The sequence below is a fragment of the Streptomyces sp. NPDC002104 genome, assembly GCF_053593795.1.
On the sequence record NZ_JBSFDF010000005.1, the window covers coordinates 113,863 to 136,156 of the forward strand.

Sequence of the window (22,294 nt, forward strand, 5' to 3'; positions counted from 1 at the left end):
CACACCAGTGGTACGCAGCACGGTGCGCGCCACCTCCGGATGGTGCGCACCGACCGGACCGTGGTGGGCACCCGCGCACCGGGTGCGCGGTAGTGAGGTTACTGGTGCGTTACGGCCAGCGCTGGTACGACCCCACCACCGGCCGATTCACCACCCAAGCCCCCCGTCTTCCTCGCCGACCCGCCCAGGGCAACCGCTACGCCTACGCCGGCCCCGTGGACGATTGCGTGATCACCGCCAGGTGCTCGAGGGCAGCGTGTTCAAGTTCCGTACCGTTGTGCCCTGGTGGGACCTGCCCGAGAGGTTCGGGCCGTAGCAGACCGTCCGCGGAGGCTTCGCCCGCTGGGCCACCGACGGCACCTTCGACCGGCTCCTGGCCGCTGCCCAGACCGTGGGTGAAGTGGACTGACTCGTCGCGATCGATTCCACGATCATGCGGGCCCACCAGCACACCGCCGCCAAAGGGGGCTCGACGAACGAGTCCTCGGACGCTCCCGCGCGGGGCTGACCAGCAAGATTCACCTTGCCTGCGACGGACGCGGCCGGCCCCTGGCCTTCGTGGTGACCGCGGGCACCCGCAACGACTGCACCCAGGCCGAGACTGTCATCGGCCTCATCCGTGTCGCCAAGGGCGGGCCGGGACGGCCCCGGGTTAGGCCCGAGCGGGTCATCGCGGACAAGGGCTACTCCTCCCGGAGCTTCCGCGCCTACCTCCGAGGGGCGCGGCATCAAGGCCACGATCCCGGAACGGGTCGACCAACTCGCGGGCCGGGCCCGGTGCCGCGAGCCGGCATGCCGTTTCGACAAGACTGTCCACCGGCGACGCAACGTCGTCGAACGCCGCTTTCACCGGCTCAAGCAATGGCGAGGCGTCGCCACCCGCCGACAAGCACCCCGCCCGCTACCAGGCCGCGATCACCCTCGCCAGCACCCTCATCTGGCTCGACACATGATCGGCAAGACACCCCCTGGTGCCCGACGGCGGTGTCGAGGGCGCTGCCGTGCCCCAAGGCGGCCAGAGATCCGTGCAGCTCGAAGCAGGCCCGCGTGGCGGCGAAGAGCTAGCGTCGGCGGTGTCCTAGTGCTGTGACTCGGAACTCTCGTTGATGCGGGCCCATTCCGCGTCGGTCGCCGGCGCCTTCGCCGCCGCCGCCGCGGTGTCGAGGTCCGCGCGGACGACCTCCCTTGTGAGGGGCCCGGCGCCCTCCGGCCGGGGGACACTGCGACGGCCCCGGTTCCCGCCTCCGTGCCTCCGCAGCCCGCCGTGGCGAGCGCGATGACCGCCGCCATCACAGCAGCCCACTTCGTCCAACTCATCGCCCCACCCCAGGTCAGGGGGGGGCTACTCGCCCCCATGTTCGGCGGAGTAGCCTGTCACGGGGATCCGCCGGAACACCTCCCGGGCCCTCCGGTGGCAGCGCGGGTCAGCGAGGCCGGAACGGTGACCCGAGCGGCCCGCTGAAACAGGTCCGCCGCTGCCACCCAGGCCTCCTCGAGGCCGGGCACTCGTCTCACGGGTGACAGTCGGGCAGCCATTTCCCTTCCGGGCCCGACGAAACGATTGGCCTCGCCTGGGGGTGTCCTAGCGTGGACAAGATGCAACGTCCCCTCGCCGCGTTATGTGCCGCCGCCGCCCTGTTGCTTGGCGCCCCGCCGGCGGTCGCTCCACCGAGAGCAGGGCCGCTCGCGGACTCGGCCACGACCGTGAATGACCTCAACGTCTCCGACTTCTCCAGCAAGACGGACAAGAAGGCCGGGCATTGGACACAGGACACGGGAACCGCAGCGACCGACAAGATCACCCTGAATGTGACCCTGATCGCCGGAAACAGCGCCGAGATGCGGCGCAACGTCCTCGTCCACGAACTGGAACATGCTCACGGCTTCTGCCACAAATCCGACGGCGGGAAGTCGGCCGTGCAGTCCGTGATGTGGGCAAACGCGTCAGCGCACGGGGTCCCGACCGAGGTCGACAAGGCGAACTACCGAAAGCTGTGGGGCTCATGAAGAAGATGCTGCTGATCGTGCCGGTCGCTGCCACCGTACTCCTCGGAGGTGGCGGCTGGTACGTATGGGACTCGTCTTCGCCGGAATACGTGGAGAGCCTGTGTGACGCGCCGTACGGCACAGACGCGGAGGTTGCCGCCTCCGCGCAGGGCATCGCTGTAGTCGAAGCGATCGGCCCCGCCGGGCCCGTCTCACTGGAGGGGGTCTCGGACGCCGAGGCGCGGAAGTTCGTGACCACGCCGGTGCGCGTCCTGGAGGTGGTGAAGGAGCGGTGGGCGCCTGCCGTGGCGATCACCCAGCGTGTACAGGCCGGCGGGGTCCCGGGGAGCTACACCCTCTCGGCCACCCCAAACCGCCAGGAGGTGTTCCTTGAGGCCGGCCGTCAGTACGTGGTGGCCATTGGCCCCGGAGACCTGACGGCCGGGCCCGGGACGAAGAACTATGGCTTCACGTTCGCCGAGGTCGTCCAGCCCGTGAAGCGTGGCGTGGCCGGCGAAGCCACCTACTGGAGGGACGTCCTCGCCCAGGCCCCGCCGACGCCGACATGCGACGACACAGGCACCGGCTGACCCGCCGCATCCGACTCACTCGCCCGTCGCACGAACGAACTCGTCCAAGTCCACCGCATCCATCCATTCATGGCATCAGCCCGCACCCCAGGTCCGCCATACGCCCGATCCCTCCATCACGAAGGCCAGGCACCAATGGCTTCTGATCACCTGGGCGTCGTGCGATGGCCTGCGCCCGTTCCGGGCCTGGCCGGACCAGCAGTTCGTCTGGACCGGGTGAGGAAAGCTCCCGTACGTCCCGGACATCGACCCGGACTGGGCTGATGGCTGATGGTGATCCGGTCTAGGCGGACCACCGGGGAACCGCCAGGAGGCCCGCGCGTGGTCTCTCCTCTGCGCCTCATCAAGTGACTGACCGCTCCGAGAAGCGAGAATGCGTACTTCTAGTGAACGAAAATCCCTTTACGGGCGAGTTGTTCGGTTTCCATTTGCCCTACGGCCTCCCGGCATGCGGCAGTAAACTTCCAGAACTCGATGTTTGTGCTGGTGGCGCGGTTGTTCGCGCCGGAGAAGTTACCGAAGAAGCTTTTGCGGAGTTCGGTAGTGATTTCCAGCTGGCCGCCGCCTTCGCCCGTAAGGGTACGGTTGCAGATGTTGTCGGGGCTTTCGCCGTTGAGGTTCCCATGGGCGTTGCCGAGGACCTGGAATCCGGCGGCGCCCAGCTGTGCGGCCAGGAGATGCCGGAAGCGGGCATTGCGTCCGCCGACGACGACTGCCTTGGGCTTGCCGGTGGGGGCGCCGGCCTGGGCGGAGGTACAGCCGTGGATGCTGAGGACGTTGGCGCTCGCGGCGACCATGGAACGGGCCGCGGTGTCGTCGCAGTGGGTGGAGGTCACGTGTAGTTCGGCGTTGCCGGAGCTGCGCAGACCTTCGAGCATCCAGTAGTCGTAGAGCGGGGTTCCAGCTGTGGTGACGGTCAGTGTGTCGGGCCGGTAGCCGGCGATGCCCAGGCAGAGTTCCGAGGTTCCCATTTCGATGCCGCCGCCGTGGATGGCCAGCACACTGGTCAGACGAGGAAGAGGAGCGCTGGCCTTCTCGTTGTCGCAGGCCTCGTGCCGTTGAGACCGGCGAGCGAAGTCCTTGCCCTCGGTCGTCTTCATGTACAGGTCCGAGTTGGAGGCGTACAGGTCCCCGCCGGCCGCGGCTGCCGAAGTCGCGGCCAGGGAAGTCGGCAACGGTCCGCCTGCTGCGGCGCCCCCGAGGGAGGAGGGAATGGTCCTGCGACTTGCATGCGGACGAGGCATCGCTGCCCTCCTTCAGTGCTGTGCGCTCCGCATCCCGGGATGCGGGCGGTGCCTAGTGTCCTGACCGTATCGGTTGGCCGGGTTGTTCAGACGGCAGCGACCGAGGGCGTCCCGTCGGGCCGTGTGGCCGGACGCTGACCGACGGGCCCCGCACCATTCCTTCGGTGCGGGGCCCGTCGGCGTATCCCACCGCACGGCCCGCCAGCCCGGGGCGAAGGTGCCTGGTTCGCTGGGCGGCGGGTGTTCCACTGCGCTTCGCGGTTGGGTGACGGGTGAGGCTTGCGGCGATCTGGTTCCTTGCGAGGCCGTGAGGCGGCCGCCCGGCAGTAACCTGCCGGGCGCCAGGATGCGGAGCCGAGCCGGTTGAGGGCTCGGCTTTGCCCCGTGCACTCGGAGCTGTCAGGAGCCCATGCCCTGACCCCCGACTCCGCCTCCGGTCCCGCGCATGAACTGGCCGCCGAGCGGCAGGTGTCCGATGCGTGGCAGCGCATCTCCGCCTGGCTAGCAGAGCACGTCCCTTGGGTGCGAGGTGTCACGGCTTCACGTACCCGTTGTGTGCGGCGCCCCCGATAGGCGGTTTGCCGGCATGCCGGCCGGTCGTACACGGCGTCCCGCCGGTGCCCGTGGCCCAGGGCGAAGCGACGGCGGGAGACGGGGCAGCGTACGGCGCGAGCAGACGAAGACTATGTCGCCGATTGAGGCCCGCATTCGGGAGCGGCACGCGACCATGCATGCCCGGCTCGCCCAGGGACATGGGATCCGGGACGGATCCCTGCGGGTCGGTCCGCCTGAGATGTCGAGTTCTGCCACGCATCCACGCATCCACGCATCTACGCATCTACGCATCTACGCATCCGCGCATCCGCGCAGCGGCCGGCCTCCGGCCGCCCGGCAAGGCCTGAGGCCTCGCCAGAGGTCAGGCGTTCCACCACCGGTCGTTGCCGCAGCCGACTTCGTAGTGCCACCAGCCTTCCTCTTTCCCTTGAACCAGGAGTGCCTTGATCCCGGCGAAATCCGCGTCGGCCGGTGCGGTGAGGGCCACCATGGGGAACTCCTCGCTGAAGACCTCACCGCCGAGCCCGAACGGGGAGAGACGCTGATGCACTGCCTGAGGGCTGCGTCCCAGGGTGCCGGCAGGAACGGGCACTACGCGAATCGTGCAGTTGCCGGATGCACTGACACGGCCGACCGCCCAGTGGATCCCGTCGGAGTCGGTCTGGAACCGCACGACGTCGCCCTCGGCCACCCCGTCCTGGAGGAAGGGGACGTTCCGCACTTTGGCCGTATCGGCACCGATCTTCTGCGCCCACAGGCCCTCGGTGTCCTGCGGGAACCAGCCCTCGCGAGGAACGAACCGGAACCAGACCTTGATCTTCTCGACTGCGTTCTCCATGACGGCCAGCATGCGCCGACCGTCGACCGTGCCTCGCACCGGGTCTGAGCTGGGCGATCAACCCTGGAAACCCGTCTCACCCAATCCAGTCCATGTAGGTCAGCATGACTCGGTCGACCAATTTCGCTGAGACAGGTCAACGGCAGTTGCTACCCAAGCGCTATCCCCGTTAGCACCCGTGGTGGCCGGATGCTCCAGGACGGACGGCCGGGGGACCCCGGGCGATCGCCGTCGTGTACCGGTAGGACACACCCGACCTCGACCAGCGACGCGACCGTGCGGCCTGGGCGCTCGGTCTCGATCCGGCCGAACTACCGTCCGAGGCTGCGGCCATGGCCAGGCTCATGGAGCCCCGGGGACCGGTCGCCGATGCCTGCCTCGTCGTCGGGTACAAGGGCGCTCCGCTCGGCCCCCTGTGCACCCGAACCCCGACCGACTCTGACTGACCGGCCAGACGGGCCCAGACCGGGGTTGTCCAGTTGTCCCCGGCCCGGACCCCAGCCAGCCGGCCTGCGGTCATCCAATCGAGGCGTCTACTCAGCGAAGCCAGTCGCGTGCATGGCTCGGCTCATCATTCAGTCGTCCGACCGTTCGGCGCACACATGTTCAGAGCGGGACTGGAGGATGCAAGGCTTCGTGGTTCGAGCAGCCGGCCTCAGCTCGCGGGCTGAAGAGGCCTGGCGATGAGCTTGCACGCGAGGTCCTTGAGGTTCCCGTCATCGAGACAGACCCTGACGTACGCGGCACCGCCGGGCTTGTCCGCGGAGACGACGAAGTTGTAGGACGCGATGGTGCCGCAGGCAGTCGGGGAGCCGCCACCCTGGCCGATCACGGCACGATCGGCCTGGAGGGTGTAGGCCCACGTGGTCCGGCAAGTGACCGCGCTGTCCGACACTGCGGACCTGTGCTGCCCAACGACTCGGACCGACCGGTTGTACCAAGTGACGGTTCCCCTGGTCCACGTGGCACCGAAATTGATGTTGAAGTCGCTGCTGGGATAGGCGGTCACGGTCTGCGCGCTGGCGGCGGGAGTGCCCAGCAACGTGCCCGCGGTCAGCACGACGGAACCGAGGGCGACGGCGAAGTGAGTCTTCATGCGATCTCCAGGATGGGATGGGCCGGTTGCGGCTTCACATCCTGGGCTGGCCGGCCTCCTGCGGCCTACCTCTTAAGCCATGGCTTAAAGGGGAGTCCGGGACAGGAGGCGCGGCGGCTCGCGCACCGCGGTGTGAGTGTCCGGTGGCACCCGAGCAGAGCGGCGCGCTGTACTAACCCCTCTGACGCGGCCTTGCCCTCGGGCCTTACGGTTCCGTCGTCATGGCACCGTTCCGCAGCAGCGCCAGCCCGAGGGGGGTGATGAGGTGCAGTACGGATCCGCCTCGGCGGCTAGTGGTGATGAGGCCCGTATTCCGCAGCACTGTCGCATGCTGACTGGCCGCTGCGGCGGTGACGTCCAGGCGCCGGGCCAGTTCGCTCGTCGTGCATCCCTCTGCGGTCACACGTAGGGCGCCGGCTCGCGTGCGGCCGAGCAGAGACTCCAGGTTCCGCACGGCGGAGCCGTCCACTTCTGCCGGTTCGCGACCGGTCAGCGGTTTGCTGAGAGCAGGCACGGTCAGTCGGGGTGGCAGGGCGGTATCGAGCGGATCCCACAGAAAGCTCACTGGGCTCTTCGAGAAGACCGTGGGCGTGATGATCAGTCCCCTTCCCTGGAGACGCACCTCGACTGGGCGTGGGTAAGGAGCTTCGAGCACCGGTGGACGCCAGCGGACCAGCGGTGCGCAGATCGAACGCAGCAGCAGATCGATGCCTCCCTCCAACATCAGGTTCGCGCAGCGGGCGGACAGCGCGACCAGTTCGGACCGCCCTCGATGCCAGTAGGGCTCCACGGTCAGCTCATGGCAGGCGCGCACTGCCCCGGCGAGCTTCCGCCGCGCCTCGCGGTCGCCCTCGGACACCCGCCTGGCCCATGGCAGGTGTCCGGGGTGGAAGTCGAGACCCTCGAACTCGCGTCGCAGCCGGGCCACCGGTGCGTGCAGCAGGTTGTCCACGGCGTGGTCCAGAGAGGACACGTCGCCCATCAGGGCCAACAGATCAAGCCCGGGACCGCGTACCGGAACCAGGGAAGTCAGGGGGCGTGTGTCGTCTCCCATCCGGCCCACGATCTCTGACCGCCACGAGCGGAAGTGAGGAAGCTCCCGATTCTCTTTCAGAAGCTCCAGGCTGTAATAAACCTCCGCTGCGACACCGATCGTTGCGGCCACCCGTGTCCGGGCGAGGTCTTCCGTCGTGAAGTGAATGCGTAACACGGCCCGGCCCCCTGCCACCGAAGTGAAGCGCGTGAGCGCACCCCCAGCATGCCCCAACCCGCCACGTCCGACCCCGCGTTCAGGCGTGGGCCGCGCCGGCTTGCTGGCTGCGCATGCGGCACCCCTAAGAGATCGTCTCGTTTGGTCTGCCGTGCCATCCGACGGGCGTGAAAAGGCGAACAAGCCGCGCCGGGGCCACCGGCCGCGCTTCGAATCCGGAGTGTGTGACACCCCGCTCGTGCTCCAGCATGCCGACTGGCTCGGGTACGTGGCCGGGCGACCGGGGATGCCCGGTACGGGACCTCCTCCTCGGCGTGAACACTCCAGCTGGCACATCAGCAACTGCTGAAGCACGACTGGCGCTCGGACCATGGAGGCCGGTGCGGCGGGGCCTGGGCCGGCAGCGGTCAAGCCAGGTAGCGCTCGATGGCCTCGCGGGCGTGAGCGTTCGAGGCTGCGGCTTCGGCCAGGGACCGGGCGAGGGCATCGATCCACTCATCCAGGCCGACGGGGCGCCGCGAGAGCACGATGCCCCGTACCTCGTGGCAGATCTCCCCGGCCACCCGGCCCCGTTCCATCCGCAGCGAAAGCCGTTGTTCCCCGAGCGCGACGTCCAGTTCCGCGACCGGACCCTCGCGCCCGGCCACCCGTTCCGCGAGGGAACGCCTGCGTTTGACCCGTACGGCGCCGTGCGGCAGCGAGTCCGCCAGGTTCGCCGACAGCACGTTGACGTAGAGGTTCAGGTCCGTGCTGTCCCGGCGCAGCGCCGCGGCCAGCAGTTCCACGTCCCGCTCAGGCATCGAGGCTCAGCACCATGGTCGGCCGGTCGATGACGTGGTCGTCGCGCAGCGGGCGCACCGCAGTCCCGATGGCGAAGAACTCGGTGGTGTGCGATCCCCAGCTGTGCGAGTGCTGCCTCAGCTGGACCGCCACGATCCCCTCGGCGTCCAGTGCCTTCCCCTCCGCCTGCATGCGGCTCATCGCCAGCTCGCGCGCGTCGTAGAGCGCCTGGGTGAACGTCTCGATCTCGACGTTGCGGCCCGTGGTGCTCAGCGCTTGGGTGAATCGCTGGTGTGCCACGTGGTAGACGCAGGACCCCATGACCATGTCCAACGGCGCGTATCCGGCCCGGATCAGCGTCCAGAAGTCCTGGCCGGACAGGTTCGAGGTGAACGGCTTGCCCTTGTTGTTGCGCCAGGTGCCGCCCGGTCCAGGGTCCGCACCGTCCCCCTTCACCGCTGTGCCGACCGCGATGAACTCGGCGACGTCCGAGCCGAACTCCTTGAACTCGATGTCCAGCCGCACCCCCACGACCCCGTCCGCACCCAGGGCGCTCGCCTCGGCCTCCATGCGGCTCATCGCCAGATCGCGCGCGTGGTACATGGCCTGGGACAGTGACGAACGGAGTGCTCAACCAGTGGCGCCACGGCGTCCTGAAGAAGGTCGCCACCGGCTGGCAGCAGTACACCGTCGTGATCTCGCCCGGCGCGCTGGCCCGCGGGGCCCGGCACGCGGACCTGCTGGCCCGGGACGCGCAGGGCGTGTTGTGGCGGGTTCCGTTGAAGGCGGACGGCACGCCCGCGCCGCGGGTTCGGATCGGGGGCGGCTGGAACGTGTACACGCAGATCGCCGGGGTCGGGGACTACACCGGGGACGCCCGGGCGGACCTCGTCGCCCGGGACGCCAAGGGCGTGCTGTGGCTGTACAAGGGCACCGGCGACGGGGCCAAGCCGTTCGCGCCGCGGGTCCGGATCGGGGCGGGTTGGAACGCGTACGACCGGCTGGTGGGGATCGGTGACGTCGACGTCGACCAGCGCAGCGATCTCCTGGCCCGGGACCCGAAGGGCAACCTGCTGCTGTACAAGGGCACGGGCAGGGCCGCGGCCCCCTTCAAGCCCCCGGTCAAGATCGGTCACGGCTTCGACGAGTACCGCGACCTGTTCTGACCGTTCCGATCGGTCCCCTGACCGGCTCCGCCGGAGGGGGACGGGGCCGGGGACCCGAGTAGTGCTTGTTACGTGCTGCCGCTGTCTGGTCGCTCACCCGCAACTGGCCGCCACCCTCTTCCCGGGCGTCTCCTTCCAGCGGCTGGTCACTGCACGCAGTGACGACTTCGACGGCAAGCCGGCCCTGCTCGTGCGCCACGACTGGGCGTTCACGATTTCGACGAGCGGGTGCCCGGCAGCCCGGAATGGGTGGGCGGTGTGAGCGAGCGAGAGAGTGGTCGCTCTGCTGGTGTCGGCCGGCCGTCAGAGCTGCAAGCGGAGTGGCGAGCGCGCACGGGGGATCACCGCCTTCAGCCGGGTTTGGCCGCCCTCATGCTGAGCAGCAGAGCGGGCATGAGCAACCACGATTCAGCCGGCCCTCACGAGTGGTACTTCGACACCCGAACACAGTCCGTTGCGAACGAACCCGGTCCCGACCGGCTCGGCCCCTACCCGACCCGGGAGGAAGCCGCCTCGGCCCTGCAGACCGCGGACGACCGCAACAGACAATGGCGCGAGGACCCTCACTGGAACGACGACAGCACCTCCGACGGAGCGTAGAAACACGCAGTAGCCCACCGCGTCCCCCGTGACAGCCGATCAGTGCATCGGTCGGGCTCGGGCGGCGCCTGCGGCCACGCTGACGTGGCCGGCCGGACTGCGAGGCACCATGGAAGGGACGTTGGGCGGAGCGGTCCGGCACGCGGGGCGGGGTGGATGGTAATGCAGCCGCCTCGAAGTTGGCGTGCGTGAGGCCGACCCCCGCCTGTCGGTCCTGGAGGCCGCCGCCCGCGTCTTGGCCGGCCCGCCCGCCACGTGACCACCGGCATCAAAGCCGCCCAGGCCAGCGGCTGGGACGTGGCCTTCGTCCTTACCCCCGCCGCACGCCGCTGGTCCGTCGAAGAAGCCGAACTCGACGCCTGGCGGGAGCCGATCGGGCACCCGGTGCGCCACACCTATGAACTGCCCTCCCAGAGCGCCTGATGCTCCTGGTCCTGCTCCTGGCAGTCGTCGCGATCTTCTGCATCGTCGTAGGAGCAGCGGCGGGCTTGCTTGCCCGCATCGACGGAGCCACCCACGCCAGCGCCCTGCTACGAGGTGCCCTGGCCTTCGCGGGCAGCGCCACACTCTCCCTGGCACTGCTGACCTTCGTCCTCGCCGCACTGTGAACGGCGGCTGCGTTGCCCCACTTGGATAGGCGCGCATGGCGTCCGTGAGCCGCCCCCCGTTGGATGTGGACGCCGGGGACGTCCGGTCAACACGTGGGCGCTGTGAATGGGTGCGCCGGTGTCAGCGGATGGGCGTCAGCACGGATGTGCTGGCTGTCTCTGCTCATGGTGCGCGGGGGTAGTGATCATGGCTGTCGCGAGGTGACCAAGCTGCTGACGTCGGGTGCCCATCACGAGGATCTCTGGCTGTCATGGGTGTGAGTGTTCCTACCGGTGCCTTCACTTCGCGGACCTCCCAGCTGCGATCTCTCGGCTTGGGGGACGGTGGCCTTTAGGGACAGCGATGGGTGCGGCCGTGCCGCCTATCGAAGCATCCGGTGGTTCCTCTTCGAGGTGGCGTCGTACGCTCGGGCGATGCTGATCAACGCCGCCGAACCGCGCAGACTTGGCACACCGGATGCCGGGACTCCACGGCTCCGCTTCGAGACTGAGACCCGTATAACGGCCACCGGGACCTATCCGACGCGTCGGCTGATCAAGATCGACGGTGAGCCGGCGTTCGAGCTCGGCGTCTGGTGCGGTAGCTGTTCGTTCCTCTTCGAGCGCTTGGAAGGCTCACGCGAGACCCTGTCGCTGGAGGAGGTCCAGGATCGCCTGACGGGCACGCTCACGGACGCTGACGACGAGGACATTCTGCGGGCCTTCGGCGAGGTACTGCCCGAAGGGCAGTACCTGCCGCTCCTCCTCCACGTTGAGCCGCGCCTGGCCGTTCCTGGGTCGGAAGGCGACTACTTCAGCGAGGAGCAGGTGGCCACCTGGGGGGTCAGCCAGTTCTGGGGCATCGCGGAGTCCCCGCGTACCCCCTACTACCGGACCTTCGAGACCGAAATCGACGCATCCGCCCACCTCTACGAGTTCGTCGTGCCATGGTTCCCCCGACGTGGAACGACGACGAGCGCGTCGAGGAGTACGTCGAACTCATGGGCCGGGGCGCGATCCCGACCGCGGTGGCGGTCTCGACCTTCGGCGTGTTCGAACCTGCCGTCAGCCCGCCGGACAACGACCAGTACGCCCACTGGTGCCTGACCCACTTCCTGCTTGACGGTCACCACAAACTGGAGGCAGCGGCGAGGTCCGGCCGCCCCATCCGACTCCTGTCCTTGCTGGCCCTGGACGAGGTACTGGCGGCACCCGAAGAATGGGCCCGCCTGCCCGAGCTGCGCAGCCGGATCCGCGCGCCGCGCCCGAGCGTCACATGAGGGCGAAGGGAGCAGGGAGGAGGCGTTGAGCCTCGTCGAAACCGCGGAAGGTCCCTGCACCAGTGGAGCGCGCGGTCTGCCTGTTGCCCAGGTGAAGAACGGTCCCCGCCCTCGCGGTCCGTGTCCTCAAAGCTGCAGGTAGCGGGCCCGCTCCGAGCCCGACGCCGTAGCCGAAAGCCCGTGGCGACGAAGCGGCGGGTCCGGCATCATCCCCATGTGATTGTTATGCAACCCGTTCTGGAGATCTCCGCTCACGACGACTTCGCGCTCTGGCCTGTTGCCGAGCACGAGTCATTTGACTACCTCGTGCTGAACGGGAAGCTGACTCCGGCGGAGGTCGGCACGGCCGTTATGCAGATCGCCGACTGCAATGACTCCGAGCCGCAGGAGGAGCACGACTCGTCGCCGACCGACCCGCTCGGCGCCTTCCTGCACGGGCTGCTCACCATGCCTGACCTGCTCGCCGTCGGCGGCTTCCGGGTGACCGACAATGCCACCGACACCGTCTTCGTTGAGCCCGGCTGCTGCAACGGCCTGGAGTCCTGGCGGGACTGGCTGGACGTGCTTGACGGTTCCGGCTGCGCATACTTCGGCCACGATCCATCCTCGGTGGCCGAACGTGTCAACAACGTGGTCCGGTTCACACTCGATGCTCACGGGGTGGACGGGAGCCCGGTGACCGAGCTGCCGGTAGAACTGGTACGCAGGCTCGTCGCCAACGCTCAGCAGGATCTGGAGGACTTCCTCAGCCTTGCCGGAGCCTGGGCGGAACAACATCTGCCAGCACATGCTGCTGCCCTCACTACGGCCCTGGCACGGGCAATGGACCTGGCACCCACACCATGACCAGCTTCCTGACCCACCGAGCGCACGTGCACGACGCCGGGCTCCCCCTCCACCGGCGGCACAGCGCGCTGCGCACCTGCCTCACCGCTTTCGCCCCTTATGGTCTGCGGACGACGTACCACCACCTCACGCTCAGCCCCGCGATCCCCCGCCGGCTAGAGGCGGACCCCGACGCGCTGGTACGGGCCGTGGAGGAACTGCACGAGGCGCGGGTGCTGTGGCTCGTGCGGGCAGACCACTACGCCGAGCAACGCCGGGCGGAGAAGCAGGCTGGGCGCCGGGCTGTGCGAACCCTCGGCCGTGGTGGCTACGGAACCGGTGGGAAAGCCCCGACCGTGCCTGGTTCGAAGCCCCGTTTCGTCACCCGTCGCTGCGCCTGTCCGAGTACGTACGGCGGCAGAACGCGATTCTGGACGATCCCGAGCCGCCTGGCTGCCCAGCTTGTGGGGACGAGGGACCGCGAGTGCTGAGCTCGACCGGGCACGGTTGGGTCGAGTTGTGCCGTGGCTGCGCGTGGTTGCTGGCGCCATGTCCGTGCGGGCAGCGTCACCGCTTCGTGCCGGAGACCCCGTTTAACTGGAACGAGATCTGGCAGCGGGCGCACATGGGCGATGACGGAAGGCCGAACTCGCTTTGGCCTGCGGGCTAGGCGTATTGCAGCTGGTACTGGGCGGCGAGGTGGATCCTGCGGGTCGGGCCGCCCCGGGACCGGCCGCACCCGGCCAGAAACAGCCGACAAGTAGCCAGTTGCAGGATCCGCCGGACAGTTCCCTGCCACTCCGGGAAGGATGAACGCGGGTTCCCGGGCGAAGGGGTGTCTGGTGGGCCGTGAGGTCGAACGTGATGACGGGACGGGTCAGGACGTCACGGTCCTGGACACCGGCGGGCTGAGGCGCGTCACCCGCCCCCCGCACCCCGGACTGAAGCCCTATCTGCGCGGCCGCGTCGGCTACTCCCACCTGGCTCCCCCCTACCAGGTCCGGATGGTTCCGACCGGCCGGGTCATACTCAACATCAGCTTGGCCGAGCCGTTCAGCCAGATCCGCCGCCTCGGAATGCCGGGCTCGGGCACCGGCCGGATCGGTTCGGCAGTCGTCGGCATGGAGGACCGGCCCGCGTGGTGCGCGCATCCCGGTGGCCGGCAGGAGGTGATCCGGCTGGAGTTCACCCCGCTCGGCGCCTACCGCCTGCTCGCCGTTCCCATGCGCGAGCTGACCAACCTCGTGGTCGGGTTGGACGACGTCCTGGGCCCCGGGACCGCTGTGCTGGTGGAGCGGCTGGCCGCCGACCGTGGCTGGGCCGCCAGGTTCGACCTGCTCGATGCCGTGCTGCTGGCCCGGCTCGAGCGCGGCCCGGAGCCCGCACCCGAGGTCCAGCACGCGTGGTGCCTGCTCTCCGGCTCGGCCGGTTCGCTCCCCATCGCCCGACTGGCCGACGAGGTGGGGTGGAGCCGCAGCTACCTGGTCCGCCGGTTCACCGAACAGGTCGGGCTCACCCCGAAGACATCGGCCCGGGTCCTCCGGTTCCGCCACGCCGCGAAGCTGCTCGCCCGCGGACCCGTGGATCTCGCCGCACTCGCCGCCACCTGTGGCTTCTACGACCAGGCCCACCTCACACGGGAGTTCCGGGCCCTGGCGGGCCTCACTCCCGGCCGGATGGCGACGACCAGCCGCCCGGTGGACGAGGCCCTCGCCTTCTAGGACGGGTCACATTCGTCCAAGCCGACCCCGTCCGCTCGCCACTACGTTCGTCGAAGCGATCGCGTCCAGGCGGGCACACAGGACCCGTACCCATGGGCAGCTGGGTCCAGCTGTCCGGATTCGGCTGCCACGGTGACCAGTCTCCGGGCTCCTGGGCTAGTACGTCATGGATGCGCATGAGGGGGAGTCATGGCCGAACAGAAGTCAGGCGGCGAAGAACCTTTTCTCGGCCCCCGGGGGGACGAGCCTAGAACGACACCAGCATCGGAGGTGCCTTCGATGTCTGACACGCGGCCACCTCCCGTTGGCCCGACGCCCCTTCCGGACTCCTCGCAGGCGCTCGCGGCCAATCCGAGCGGGGCGACCGCGCCCGCGGCTCCCGCCCAGCCTCCGATGCCCGTCGGCCGACCGATCCGTAGCGCGTGGCTCGCGCGGTTCCATGCTCTGACTGGACGCCAACGGGTGTCACTGGTTGGCCTGGTCGGTCTGGTCATCCTGGCGCTGGTAGCCGGAGTCCTGTCTTTGACGTCCTCGTCCTCCGACTCCGATGAGGCGCAGACGGTTCAGCGGAACCTCGAGCCGTTCAGGGAAGCTGTTGACGACCTGGCAGTCGCTCCTGGCCTGCGCTACAAGGACACCTCGGCCCTCGGCATCACTGAGAACGAGATCACCGCCACCGCCGCCGGCAGCCGCTTCGGCACCACCTCCTCCGGCCGGAACGACAACGGCCGGGACGTCCTGCGCATCGGCGACAAGACGTTCATGCGCTGGCAGGTCGATCCCGCCCCCAACAAAGCCGTAAAGGCGGGCGACAACGCTCCACCCAGCGAGTGGACCGTGGGGCTGGACGACGGCTCCACGCTCACGAACGAAGCGCTGGCCCGGACCATCGCCCCGCCGATGCTGGCGGATGTGCTGGACAAGGCCCTGGCCGACTTGGAGAAGTCACCGCCGGCGGCGAGCGAGTGGAGGACGTCGAGCACATCTGGGCAGCAGTCGCTGAGCGTGAACGGAACGCCCGCGCTCGGCATCAACACCTCGGCCGGTCGTCTGCTGGTGACGAAGGAAGAGCCACACCGAGTGCTGCGGCTGGAGGCCTACGACCTCCGAGAAAACCTCGCCGACCTGAGGGACCAATTGGAGAAGGGAGAGGCGCCGACAACTCCCCCCAAGGTGACCACCGGTCCGCTGGCGGCCGGCGACGGCGAAGGAATGGACCTGACCCCGATCTTCGCCGACGCCGCCGACAAGATGTTCGACACCCTGGTCGAGTACGCCGACCAGCTCAAGGACGCCACCGACCACGGCATCAACTTCACCCTCGACGGTGCGGGCGAGATGGACTGCAGCCCGGAGGGCTGCACCGCCACCCAGAACTTCACCGGCGAGGTCAGCTCCATCGCCCGAAGGGAACGAGTAACCAAGGGCGAGGTCACCGCGGTGATGAGCGCCACGTTCACGATCGACGGCAAACCCGCCGGCGAGTGCACCAGCCCACAGAGCACCTTCCCCGTTCGGGGTCACAACGTCTCGGCCACCCTGAAGTGCTCCAACCCGGGAGCCGGACCGCTCTACGCTTCGGTCGCGGCCCGCGTCCAGGCGCAAGCCCAAGCCGACGCCGATGCGTGCCGCTGCAAGGTCAGCCTCAGCTACCCACTGCGCGCCCACACCCTCATCGACGCCCGCGCCCTGGCCAAGGTTGAGGCGGAGAAACTCGCCAACCAGGCGAAGTCGGAACGGGACGCCGCCGCGGCCTGCGCCAAGCCGCACAGTTTCCCGCCCGGCACCCCGGTCCTCGCCGCTGACGGTCGGTCCGTCCCGATCGAGTCCATCCATTTCGGCGACGAGGTCCTCGCGACTGATCCGGTCACCGGTCTGACAACCCTGCGCACGGTCACGCGAACGTTCACCACGTACGACGACAAGGACTTCACCCGTCTAACGACGGCCGCCGGCACGATCACCGCCACGGACACGCACCCGTTCTGGCTGGTCAACGAGCGCCGCTGGACCGACGCCGGTGAGATCGAGGCCGGTGACCTGCTCCGCGTACCTTCTGGCGCCACCCTGACCGTTTCGAAGGTCGACCGGTCCAGTCAGCGTCAGACTACGCACGATCTGACGGTCGCCGATCTGCACAGCTACTACGTCGGCGTCGCTGGCAGTGCCACGAGCGTCCTCGTGCACAACAACGACTGCAACAAGGCGAAGGCGCGCACCGAAGCCCAGATGAAGGACTTGGCAAAGGACAGCGCGAAGTCCGCATCCGACTACCAGAACGTGCTCATCAAGGAGAAGGCCGACGAGGCGCGGAAGAAGGCGCGGGAGCAGGCCAAGAAGGAAGGAAAGTCCGAGGATGAGATCAAAAAAGCTGAGGACGATGCAGGGAAGAAGGCGAAGGAGTTCGCCGAGAAGGACTACACGACGGCGGTGATCCAGGCCCGCATCAAGAACCCCAAGACGGAGCAGTGGGAGGAACGCACCTTCGTCGCGCTGAGCGGCAACGGTAAGAGGCTGTCCGCGGCGCAGATCGAGGCGGCGAGGGCCAACGGTCACGTGCCTGTCCTGATGAACTTCAAGGGCGCCTCGCACGCCGAGCAGAAGATCCTGCTGTATGTCGAGAAACTGGGCGGTCAGCCGATCGCCGGCGGCGCATCGAGGAACGTTTGCCTGGAGACCTGCAAGCCGCTGATCAACGGGGGCGGCGGCAAGGTCGATGGCGATGTGACGCCCGGCAAGGGCAGCGGTGTGAGGACCTTCTGGTTCCCGGACGCCGGAGCTCTACCCAGCAAGAAATAGTTGGTCAGTGGCCGGGGGCAGTCGTCTTAGACTGCCCCCGGCAGACCTCGAGGATGGAAGTGGGAGAGAAGTGAGCGACGTGGAGTTGTCGGAGAACGTGGCAGGCTTCGCCTTCTCGGCCTCCTCCGAGCAGGCCGGGGCCTTCGTGGCGGCTTGTGCGGAGCGCACTGGGGCCGTCCTCCTCTGGGCTCTCGCCAATTCCACGGGACAGGCTGCGCCCGAGCCCTGGCTCCGGGCCCTGGACCTGTTGTGGGCGCCTGGGCCGGTGGACAACGCGCAGGTGAGCGCTGTCTACAACGAGCTGCAGGGGCTCTTGGACGAAATGCCGGACGACGACGGCGACCTCGACTCGGTCTCCGCCGAGGCCGGCGACCTGGTGCACTCCGCGCTCGGGGTACTACTTTGGGGTGACCCGACGGGCGCGATGCAGATCGCACTGGCGGCCGCAGAGTTCACGGCCGGGCTGGGAGAGCGGGCGGGCCGGGCCTTGGCCGCCCGGGAGTTGGCGACGCAGGAGCGCGACGTCCGGGCCATCGAGGCCGGCACCTTGCCGGACCTGCCCGCGCTCCGTGCGACCGCCGCCGAGGACGGCCGGTACTACATGGCCGTCGCAGCCGCCTGGCGCCAGATCCCCACCCTACGCGTGACCGCGACCGTCGACCGCTCCATCGTCCTCGCCAAGCACGCGAACGCCGTGCCCCACTATGGCGTCGTCGGCTGCATCGTCGAGGGCCACGACACCGGCAAGTACCTGCGTGTCGACCGCGTGGCCGACCTCGGGTGGCCGGAGGAGGGCCCGGAGGCCACGGGCGTGATGATACGAGTGGCAAGCGACCCGGACATCACGGTCGACGTCCGCGCCGAATGGATTGAGGACTGGCCCGCCGTCGAGGAGACCTTTGAACGCGACGGCCGCCGCGTCGACTGGTCCTGACGCGCCGAGAGCCACAAGACTGCAGTCTGTGCAGCTCGGCGGTTGATGATGACCCGGTGAGTCCTGGGGGAGTTCGGTCGCGAGGCCAGGGAGCTTCGAGGCTAATGGGTGCTTGCGAGTCTCTCGGACGACGAGGCCCAGGGACTCCCTGTGAGAACACAGGAGTTTTGTCAGAACCTACACAAGACCGTTCGGGGGAATTCGGGCGCGTTCCGGAGGTCTTCGCCGGCTCTCGCAAATAGCTGCAGGACCCCTGCCCCGAACGCTGACCAGCCCTGCCACCCGACCCGGTGAATGGTCGTGGACAATGCGTCAGGTGTATTGGCTCGCAGGGTTGTTGGATCGGCGGCGAACGCTCGGAAAGTAAATCCCACCGGCTTCACCGGGGCCTGCGCGCGGGATCGCCTCAGCCATTAACGGGCACGCGGGTTCAGGCTTCACCACGTTCAGGATCTCGGAACCGCGCGCTTCGGCGTTCGACGTTCTGCAAGCTGACGGTGTCGAGCTGGTCCCCCTGCCGTACCGGGAGCGCCGCCGGCGGCTGGAGGTGCTGTTCGCGTCCCCGGGCGCTGACCGCCCCGTGGACCTTGTGCCCGCAGACCACCGACCTTGCGACGGCACGGGAATGGCTGGAGGCCTGGACCGGCGTATCAGGCGTCGGAGGCCTGGTCATCAAGCCCCTGAACAGTAAATATTTCCCGAATTGCCGTGGCTGGACCAAGATCAGGAGGCGGGACACCACCGAGGCGGTCATCGGCGCCGTCACCGGCACCCTGACCCGCCCGCAGCTCCTCGTCCTCGGCCGCCGGGACGACACCGGCCGCCTGCGGGCGGTGGGCCGCACGGTCGCGCTGCGCCCGGAGCAGGCCCGCCTGGTCGCGGAGCACCTGACCGCCGCCGGTCCCGGGCACCCGTGGACGGGGGTGCGCTTCGCCGCGGCGTGGGGGTCCCGCGACGTCCTCGATGCGGTCCTGCTCCGCTCGGAGGCGGTGGCTGAGGTCAGCGCTGAACGGTCCATCGACCGGGGCGGAGTCTTCCGTCACCCGCTCCGGTTCAAGCAGCTGCGCCCGGACGTCACGGCCGAGGATGTGCCCCGGTTCGGCCCGGGTCCGGCCGCGGCGACGGGCTGACCGTCGAATCCGCCGGTGCGGGGTGTGCTGGTGGGTTCCGGTCCACGCGTGGCTGGTGCAGCTCAGGCCTTGCAGATGACCGGAGTTGAGGCCCATGCCGGCGCGGCCCCGGTCCCGGTGCCGGTACCCTTGGGGGCGTGACGATGGGAGAGCAGGAGATCGGGAGGGCGCCGGGCGCGCCCCTTTCCGGTGCGCTCCCCAGGTCATACGAGGGCAGGTTCAAGGGGCGTAGTTCTGTGTTGCGGACACGCGACCGCGAGCGCGAACTACCTCTCGACCAGGTTCCGCAGCTGGCCAAGCTGTGGCGGCGCATGCTCCGTCTTGTCGGGCTTGAGCCCCACCTTCACCGTCGCGCGGTCCAGAACGATGATGGTGCTTTCGAGAGGTTGTTGGGCGAGGCTTTCGGCACGGCGCCCGACCCCCGGCAGGCCGATCGCCTCAGGTGGAAGTTCCGGAGCCGCCAGTCCCGGAGGAAGGCTTCCGCTCCGGAGGTGTTCGGGGCGTACGCGCTGTCGGCGGGGCTGCGGCCGCTGGTTTTCGACGATGCCGACGAGATCACCCAGATCGCGTTCAAGGCGCTCCACACCATCCTGGTCAAGGCGCAGGCTTCCGGCCCGGACGCCTACCGGCACGGCATCGAGGCTGTCGCTGACCTGGTCGCGGTATGGCGGGCCGACCTGCTGCGCATCATCCGGCAGCGCCTGCTCCCGATCGCGTACGAGTACGCCGACCACGTGCCGCCGCTGGCTTCCTCGCCGTGCGGCGTGATCCGCATGGCCTCTCCCCGGGTCCCGCGCGGATCCCTACGGGCTCTCCAGCTCGACCTCGCCGGCCCCTCTGGGGCCTCCTTCCCTTCCTGGGTGCTGGCTGCCTGATCTCCGATCGGGCGCCGCTGCGCCCCTTTTCGATCTGGAGAGCACGTTGATGCACATCGTTGAGACGGCCGTGACGATGGCGGCGGACCACCCCGTCCTCGGGGGTGTGGGGGCGGTCGGTCTGGTGGCCGCAGGGCCCCCGCTGGTGGGGCTGGTCCGGGCGTACTGGGCCCCGAAGGTTGCCGTGTGGCGGGTCCGGGCCGGCGGGGTGGTCGCGAAGTTCGCCGCCCGTCTGTCCGGGAACTAGGGCGCGCGTACAGGCGTTGGGACCGGGCTGACCGGGACCGAGGACGTTCGGAGCCTGCCCCGCGAGGGTCTGACACACAGGGCTGCTGTGACGTCCGGGACGGACCGGAGCAAGGAGGACGTGCGGGCCCGTGCCCTCTTGAAGGGGGCACGGGCCCGCACGTGTTGGGGGGCCGGCGTCAGGTGGTGCGGGCTTCGGCGGCCTCGCGGGTCCACCACCACCGTCCGTGCAGTTCGACCCCTGGGGAATCCGTTCAGCGGTGACGTCCAGGTGGAAGTCCGGTGACGGTGGCGACCTCGGAGTCACTCAGCAGCCCTTGCCCGTGGGGGTCCTGGGGGAGTGGCGGGATCGGGTGGCTGGCGAGGTGGGCGTCGGTCTGGGCGGTGTCGTACCCCGCGCCTGCCCCGCTCGCCCGGGACACCGGTCAGCGTCCCGGGCGGCTTCGGCTGGCTCCTGGTCAGCAAGATGGCCACCCGTACCGGGATCAGCGTCCGCGACACGGGAAAGACGATCACCGCCTACCTCCCCCTGACCGCACCCGCCGACGGGATCTAGAACCGGTTCCCGGCCCTGCCTGCCATGCCCACTGTCCCGGTCTCGGAGCGGTATCGGGTTCATAGGGCGCGGGCGGCCTCGATGCTGTCGACGATGGTGAAGATCTGGTCCGCGGAAGTCACCTCGAACAGCCGGGTCAGCTGCGACGGCAGAGGGCCGGCCAGGACCAGGGCGTGAGTGGTGTGGACGCGGATCAGTTCGTTGAGCATGGAGGAGTCCGCGAAGGTGACGCCGCCGAGGTCCAGGACGATCCTGGGCACGCGGTCGGTGCCGGCTCGGGCGAGGGCTTCGCGCAGGGGCCCGAGGGTGTCTTCGTCGTATTCGCCGGTGCAGGCGATCACCCGGATGCCGTCGATGTCGGGCAGCACGGTGACGCGCTGTTCCATGGGGGCCCCTGGTGTCGGTTGTTGGGGAGGTGAGGTCCCCATGGTCGGTGTGTCGTCGCTTCAGACGTGACGATCACTGAGAAAGGCTACGTGGAGGCAGACGCGTTTGGGTATGCCGGAGGCATGCGGGCGTCAGCTAGTACTTCCGACGGCAGGGTGACCATGCTGGAAGAGCACGGCATTCTGTTCCACCCGTCGATCGGGCCTGTGCTCCGCGCTGAACACCGGCTCGAACTTCTAACGGGCTCAACGCTGTTGCTCTGCACGACGGGCTGATCGAACGCCGGGGACACCATGTGGAGGTTGCCGCCTGCAGCTCTCCACGCTGCTGGCCCGCTTCGGGGGCAGGCCGCTTCCCGAACTGATCGGCCAAATCACCAAGGAGGTGGCGGACCCGCCCCGGCAGACGACGTCGTCATTCTCGCCGTGCGCCTGGAGCCAAGACTGGAAGGTCAGCCGGCGCTGCGGGTCCCGGGCGGGTCCTGGGGGTCAATACCGGTGGAGGCGGATGCGTCCTTGGTTCCGCTGGGGCGCCGGGAGCGGCCCCTCGGGCCGGTGTCGTGCATGCCTTTTTCGTCGCTGCCTGCCGTGCTCTGGTCCTCACCGTGACTGCCCGTGCTCTTCACGGGGCGGCCATGCGGGTTTCCGGCTTCCTCCTTGGAGATCGTGCGGCCGGGGCCCTTGGCGGGGGCGTACTGGTCGGGGTGGAACGAGCGGTGGGCGCTCGGGTTGTCCTGCTGGTGGGTCTCGTCGATGTCGGGAGACCAGCCGTGCTGTGCGGTGCCCTTGTGCGGGCTGGGGCCCTCGCCATGCGTGGGCTGGGATGACTTCGGCTTCTTAGCCATGGCTTGGCCTGCCTGTCTCTCCTGCGCTGGGGGGATGCCCTGTCC

Annotated in this window: 23 protein-coding genes and 1 pseudogene; 15 read left to right on the forward strand and 9 right to left on the reverse strand. The window is 68.8% G+C overall.

Translation table 11 applies throughout. The features are described from left to right. Window positions 1–145: 145 nt before the first annotated feature. The 3 genes and pseudogenes from ACWCP2_RS06585 (at window position 146) to ACWCP2_RS06595 (ending at window position 2,576) form a co-directional block, all read left to right on the forward strand. Window positions 146–953 (forward strand): annotated as a pseudogene (locus tag ACWCP2_RS06585) (IS5 family transposase). A gap of 634 nt (window positions 954–1,587) precedes the next feature. Then, window positions 1,588–2,007 carry a hypothetical protein gene (locus tag ACWCP2_RS06590; protein WP_450907474.1) on the forward strand — a complete coding sequence of 140 codons (420 nt, stop codon included), beginning with the start codon at window positions 1,588–1,590 and terminating at the stop codon, window positions 2,005–2,007. Continuing rightward, window positions 2,004–2,576 (forward strand): hypothetical protein, encoded by a 573-nt coding sequence (locus tag ACWCP2_RS06595; RefSeq protein ID WP_450907475.1) that lies wholly within the window; start codon window positions 2,004–2,006, stop codon window positions 2,574–2,576. The genes ACWCP2_RS06590 and ACWCP2_RS06595 overlap by 4 nt, the downstream gene beginning before the upstream one ends. Window positions 2,577–2,959: 383 nt before the next feature. Here ACWCP2_RS06595 and ACWCP2_RS06600 read toward each other — a convergent pair whose 3' ends face one another. The 6 genes from ACWCP2_RS06600 to ACWCP2_RS06625 form a co-directional block, all read right to left on the reverse strand. Next, window positions 2,960–3,676 carry a poly-gamma-glutamate hydrolase family protein gene (locus tag ACWCP2_RS06600; protein WP_450907476.1) on the reverse strand — a complete coding sequence of 239 codons (717 nt, stop codon included), beginning with the start codon at window positions 3,674–3,676 and terminating at the stop codon, window positions 2,960–2,962. A 1,060-nt stretch (window positions 3,677–4,736) separates the two neighbouring features. Next, on the reverse strand, window positions 4,737–5,213 hold the full coding sequence (locus tag ACWCP2_RS06605; RefSeq protein ID WP_450907477.1) for a DUF4265 domain-containing protein: 477 nt from the start codon (window positions 5,211–5,213) through the stop codon (window positions 4,737–4,739). Window positions 5,214–5,868: 655 nt separating this feature from the next. Beyond that, window positions 5,869–6,309: a hypothetical protein gene (locus tag ACWCP2_RS06610; RefSeq protein ID WP_450907478.1), complete on the reverse strand. Its 441-nt coding sequence runs from the start codon at window positions 6,307–6,309 to the stop codon at window positions 5,869–5,871. Window positions 6,310–6,514: 205 nt separating this feature from the next. Next, window positions 6,515–7,519: an ArsR/SmtB family transcription factor gene (locus tag ACWCP2_RS06615; RefSeq protein WP_450907479.1), complete on the reverse strand. Its 1,005-nt coding sequence runs from the start codon at window positions 7,517–7,519 to the stop codon at window positions 6,515–6,517. 407 nt (window positions 7,520–7,926) lie between these two features. Further along, window positions 7,927–8,319: a hypothetical protein gene (locus ACWCP2_RS06620; RefSeq protein ID WP_450907480.1), complete on the reverse strand. Its 393-nt coding sequence runs from the start codon at window positions 8,317–8,319 to the stop codon at window positions 7,927–7,929. After that, window positions 8,312–8,902, reverse strand: a complete 591-nt coding sequence (locus ACWCP2_RS06625) for a heavy metal-binding domain-containing protein (RefSeq protein WP_450907481.1) — start codon at window positions 8,900–8,902, stop codon at window positions 8,312–8,314. Before ACWCP2_RS06625 ends, ACWCP2_RS06620 begins: the two co-directional genes overlap by 8 nt. Window positions 8,903–8,913: 11 nt before the next feature. On the opposite strand from ACWCP2_RS06625, the gene ACWCP2_RS06630 reads away from it, so the two are divergent. From ACWCP2_RS06630 to ACWCP2_RS06645, 4 genes are all read left to right on the forward strand, one after another. Beyond that, entirely contained in the window at window positions 8,914–9,465 is a 552-nt protein-coding gene (locus ACWCP2_RS06630; RefSeq protein WP_450907482.1) for an FG-GAP-like repeat-containing protein, read from the forward strand. Window positions 9,466–9,858: 393 nt separating this feature from the next. Further along, window positions 9,859–10,065 carry a hypothetical protein gene (locus ACWCP2_RS06635; RefSeq protein ID WP_450907483.1) on the forward strand — a complete coding sequence of 69 codons (207 nt, stop codon included), beginning with the start codon at window positions 9,859–9,861 and terminating at the stop codon, window positions 10,063–10,065. Between the two features lie 255 nt (window positions 10,066–10,320). Further along, complete coding sequence (locus tag ACWCP2_RS06640) at window positions 10,321–10,488, forward strand: hypothetical protein (RefSeq protein ID WP_450907484.1); 168 nt, start codon at window positions 10,321–10,323, stop codon at window positions 10,486–10,488. Continuing rightward, complete coding sequence (locus tag ACWCP2_RS06645) at window positions 10,488–10,673, forward strand: hypothetical protein (protein ID WP_450907485.1); 186 nt, start codon at window positions 10,488–10,490, stop codon at window positions 10,671–10,673. The genes ACWCP2_RS06640 and ACWCP2_RS06645 overlap by 1 nt, the downstream gene beginning before the upstream one ends. 615 nt (window positions 10,674–11,288) lie before the next feature. On the opposite strand, the gene ACWCP2_RS06650 is transcribed toward ACWCP2_RS06645, so the two are convergent. After that, window positions 11,289–11,423 (reverse strand): hypothetical protein, encoded by a 135-nt coding sequence (locus tag ACWCP2_RS06650; RefSeq protein WP_450907486.1) that lies wholly within the window; start codon window positions 11,421–11,423, stop codon window positions 11,289–11,291. Between the two features lie 176 nt (window positions 11,424–11,599). On the opposite strand from ACWCP2_RS06650, the gene ACWCP2_RS06655 reads away from it, so the two are divergent. The 8 genes from ACWCP2_RS06655 (at window position 11,600) to ACWCP2_RS06690 (ending at window position 20,463) form a co-directional block, all read left to right on the forward strand. Continuing rightward, window positions 11,600–11,932, forward strand: a complete 333-nt coding sequence (locus ACWCP2_RS06655) for a hypothetical protein (protein ID WP_450907487.1) — start codon at window positions 11,600–11,602, stop codon at window positions 11,930–11,932. A gap of 180 nt (window positions 11,933–12,112) precedes the next feature. Beyond that, window positions 12,113–12,778 (forward strand): hypothetical protein, encoded by a 666-nt coding sequence (locus tag ACWCP2_RS06660; protein WP_450907488.1) that lies wholly within the window; start codon window positions 12,113–12,115, stop codon window positions 12,776–12,778. An 821-nt stretch (window positions 12,779–13,599) separates the two neighbouring features. Continuing rightward, window positions 13,600–14,478, forward strand: a complete 879-nt coding sequence (locus tag ACWCP2_RS06665; RefSeq protein ID WP_450907489.1) for a helix-turn-helix domain-containing protein — start codon at window positions 13,600–13,602, stop codon at window positions 14,476–14,478. A gap of 462 nt (window positions 14,479–14,940) precedes the next feature. Then, window positions 14,941–17,277: a polymorphic toxin-type HINT domain-containing protein gene (locus ACWCP2_RS06670; protein ID WP_450907490.1), complete on the forward strand. Its 2,337-nt coding sequence runs from the start codon at window positions 14,941–14,943 to the stop codon at window positions 17,275–17,277. A 79-nt stretch (window positions 17,278–17,356) separates the two neighbouring features. After that, the gene (locus ACWCP2_RS06675) at window positions 17,357–18,211 is read left to right on the forward strand and encodes a hypothetical protein (protein WP_450907491.1); all 855 of its coding nucleotides are present in this window, start codon (window positions 17,357–17,359) and stop codon (window positions 18,209–18,211) included. Window positions 18,212–18,798: 587 nt separating this feature from the next. Next, window positions 18,799–19,341: an ATP-dependent DNA ligase gene (locus ACWCP2_RS06680; RefSeq protein WP_450907492.1), complete on the forward strand. Its 543-nt coding sequence runs from the start codon at window positions 18,799–18,801 to the stop codon at window positions 19,339–19,341. 491 nt (window positions 19,342–19,832) lie between these two features. Then, a complete protein-coding gene (locus ACWCP2_RS06685) occupies window positions 19,833–20,216 on the forward strand; it encodes a hypothetical protein (protein ID WP_450907493.1) in 384 nt (127 codons plus the stop codon). Between the two features lie 49 nt (window positions 20,217–20,265). Continuing rightward, window positions 20,266–20,463: a hypothetical protein gene (locus ACWCP2_RS06690; protein ID WP_450907494.1), complete on the forward strand. Its 198-nt coding sequence runs from the start codon at window positions 20,266–20,268 to the stop codon at window positions 20,461–20,463. A 614-nt stretch (window positions 20,464–21,077) separates the two neighbouring features. Here the strand turns inward: ACWCP2_RS06690 and ACWCP2_RS06695 are convergent. Beyond that, window positions 21,078–21,404, reverse strand: a complete 327-nt coding sequence (locus ACWCP2_RS06695) for an STAS domain-containing protein (RefSeq protein ID WP_450907495.1) — start codon at window positions 21,402–21,404, stop codon at window positions 21,078–21,080. Between the two features lie 452 nt (window positions 21,405–21,856). Continuing rightward, window positions 21,857–22,249 carry a hypothetical protein gene (locus ACWCP2_RS06700; protein WP_450907496.1) on the reverse strand — a complete coding sequence of 131 codons (393 nt, stop codon included), beginning with the start codon at window positions 22,247–22,249 and terminating at the stop codon, window positions 21,857–21,859. Window positions 22,250–22,294 lie beyond the last annotated feature (45 nt).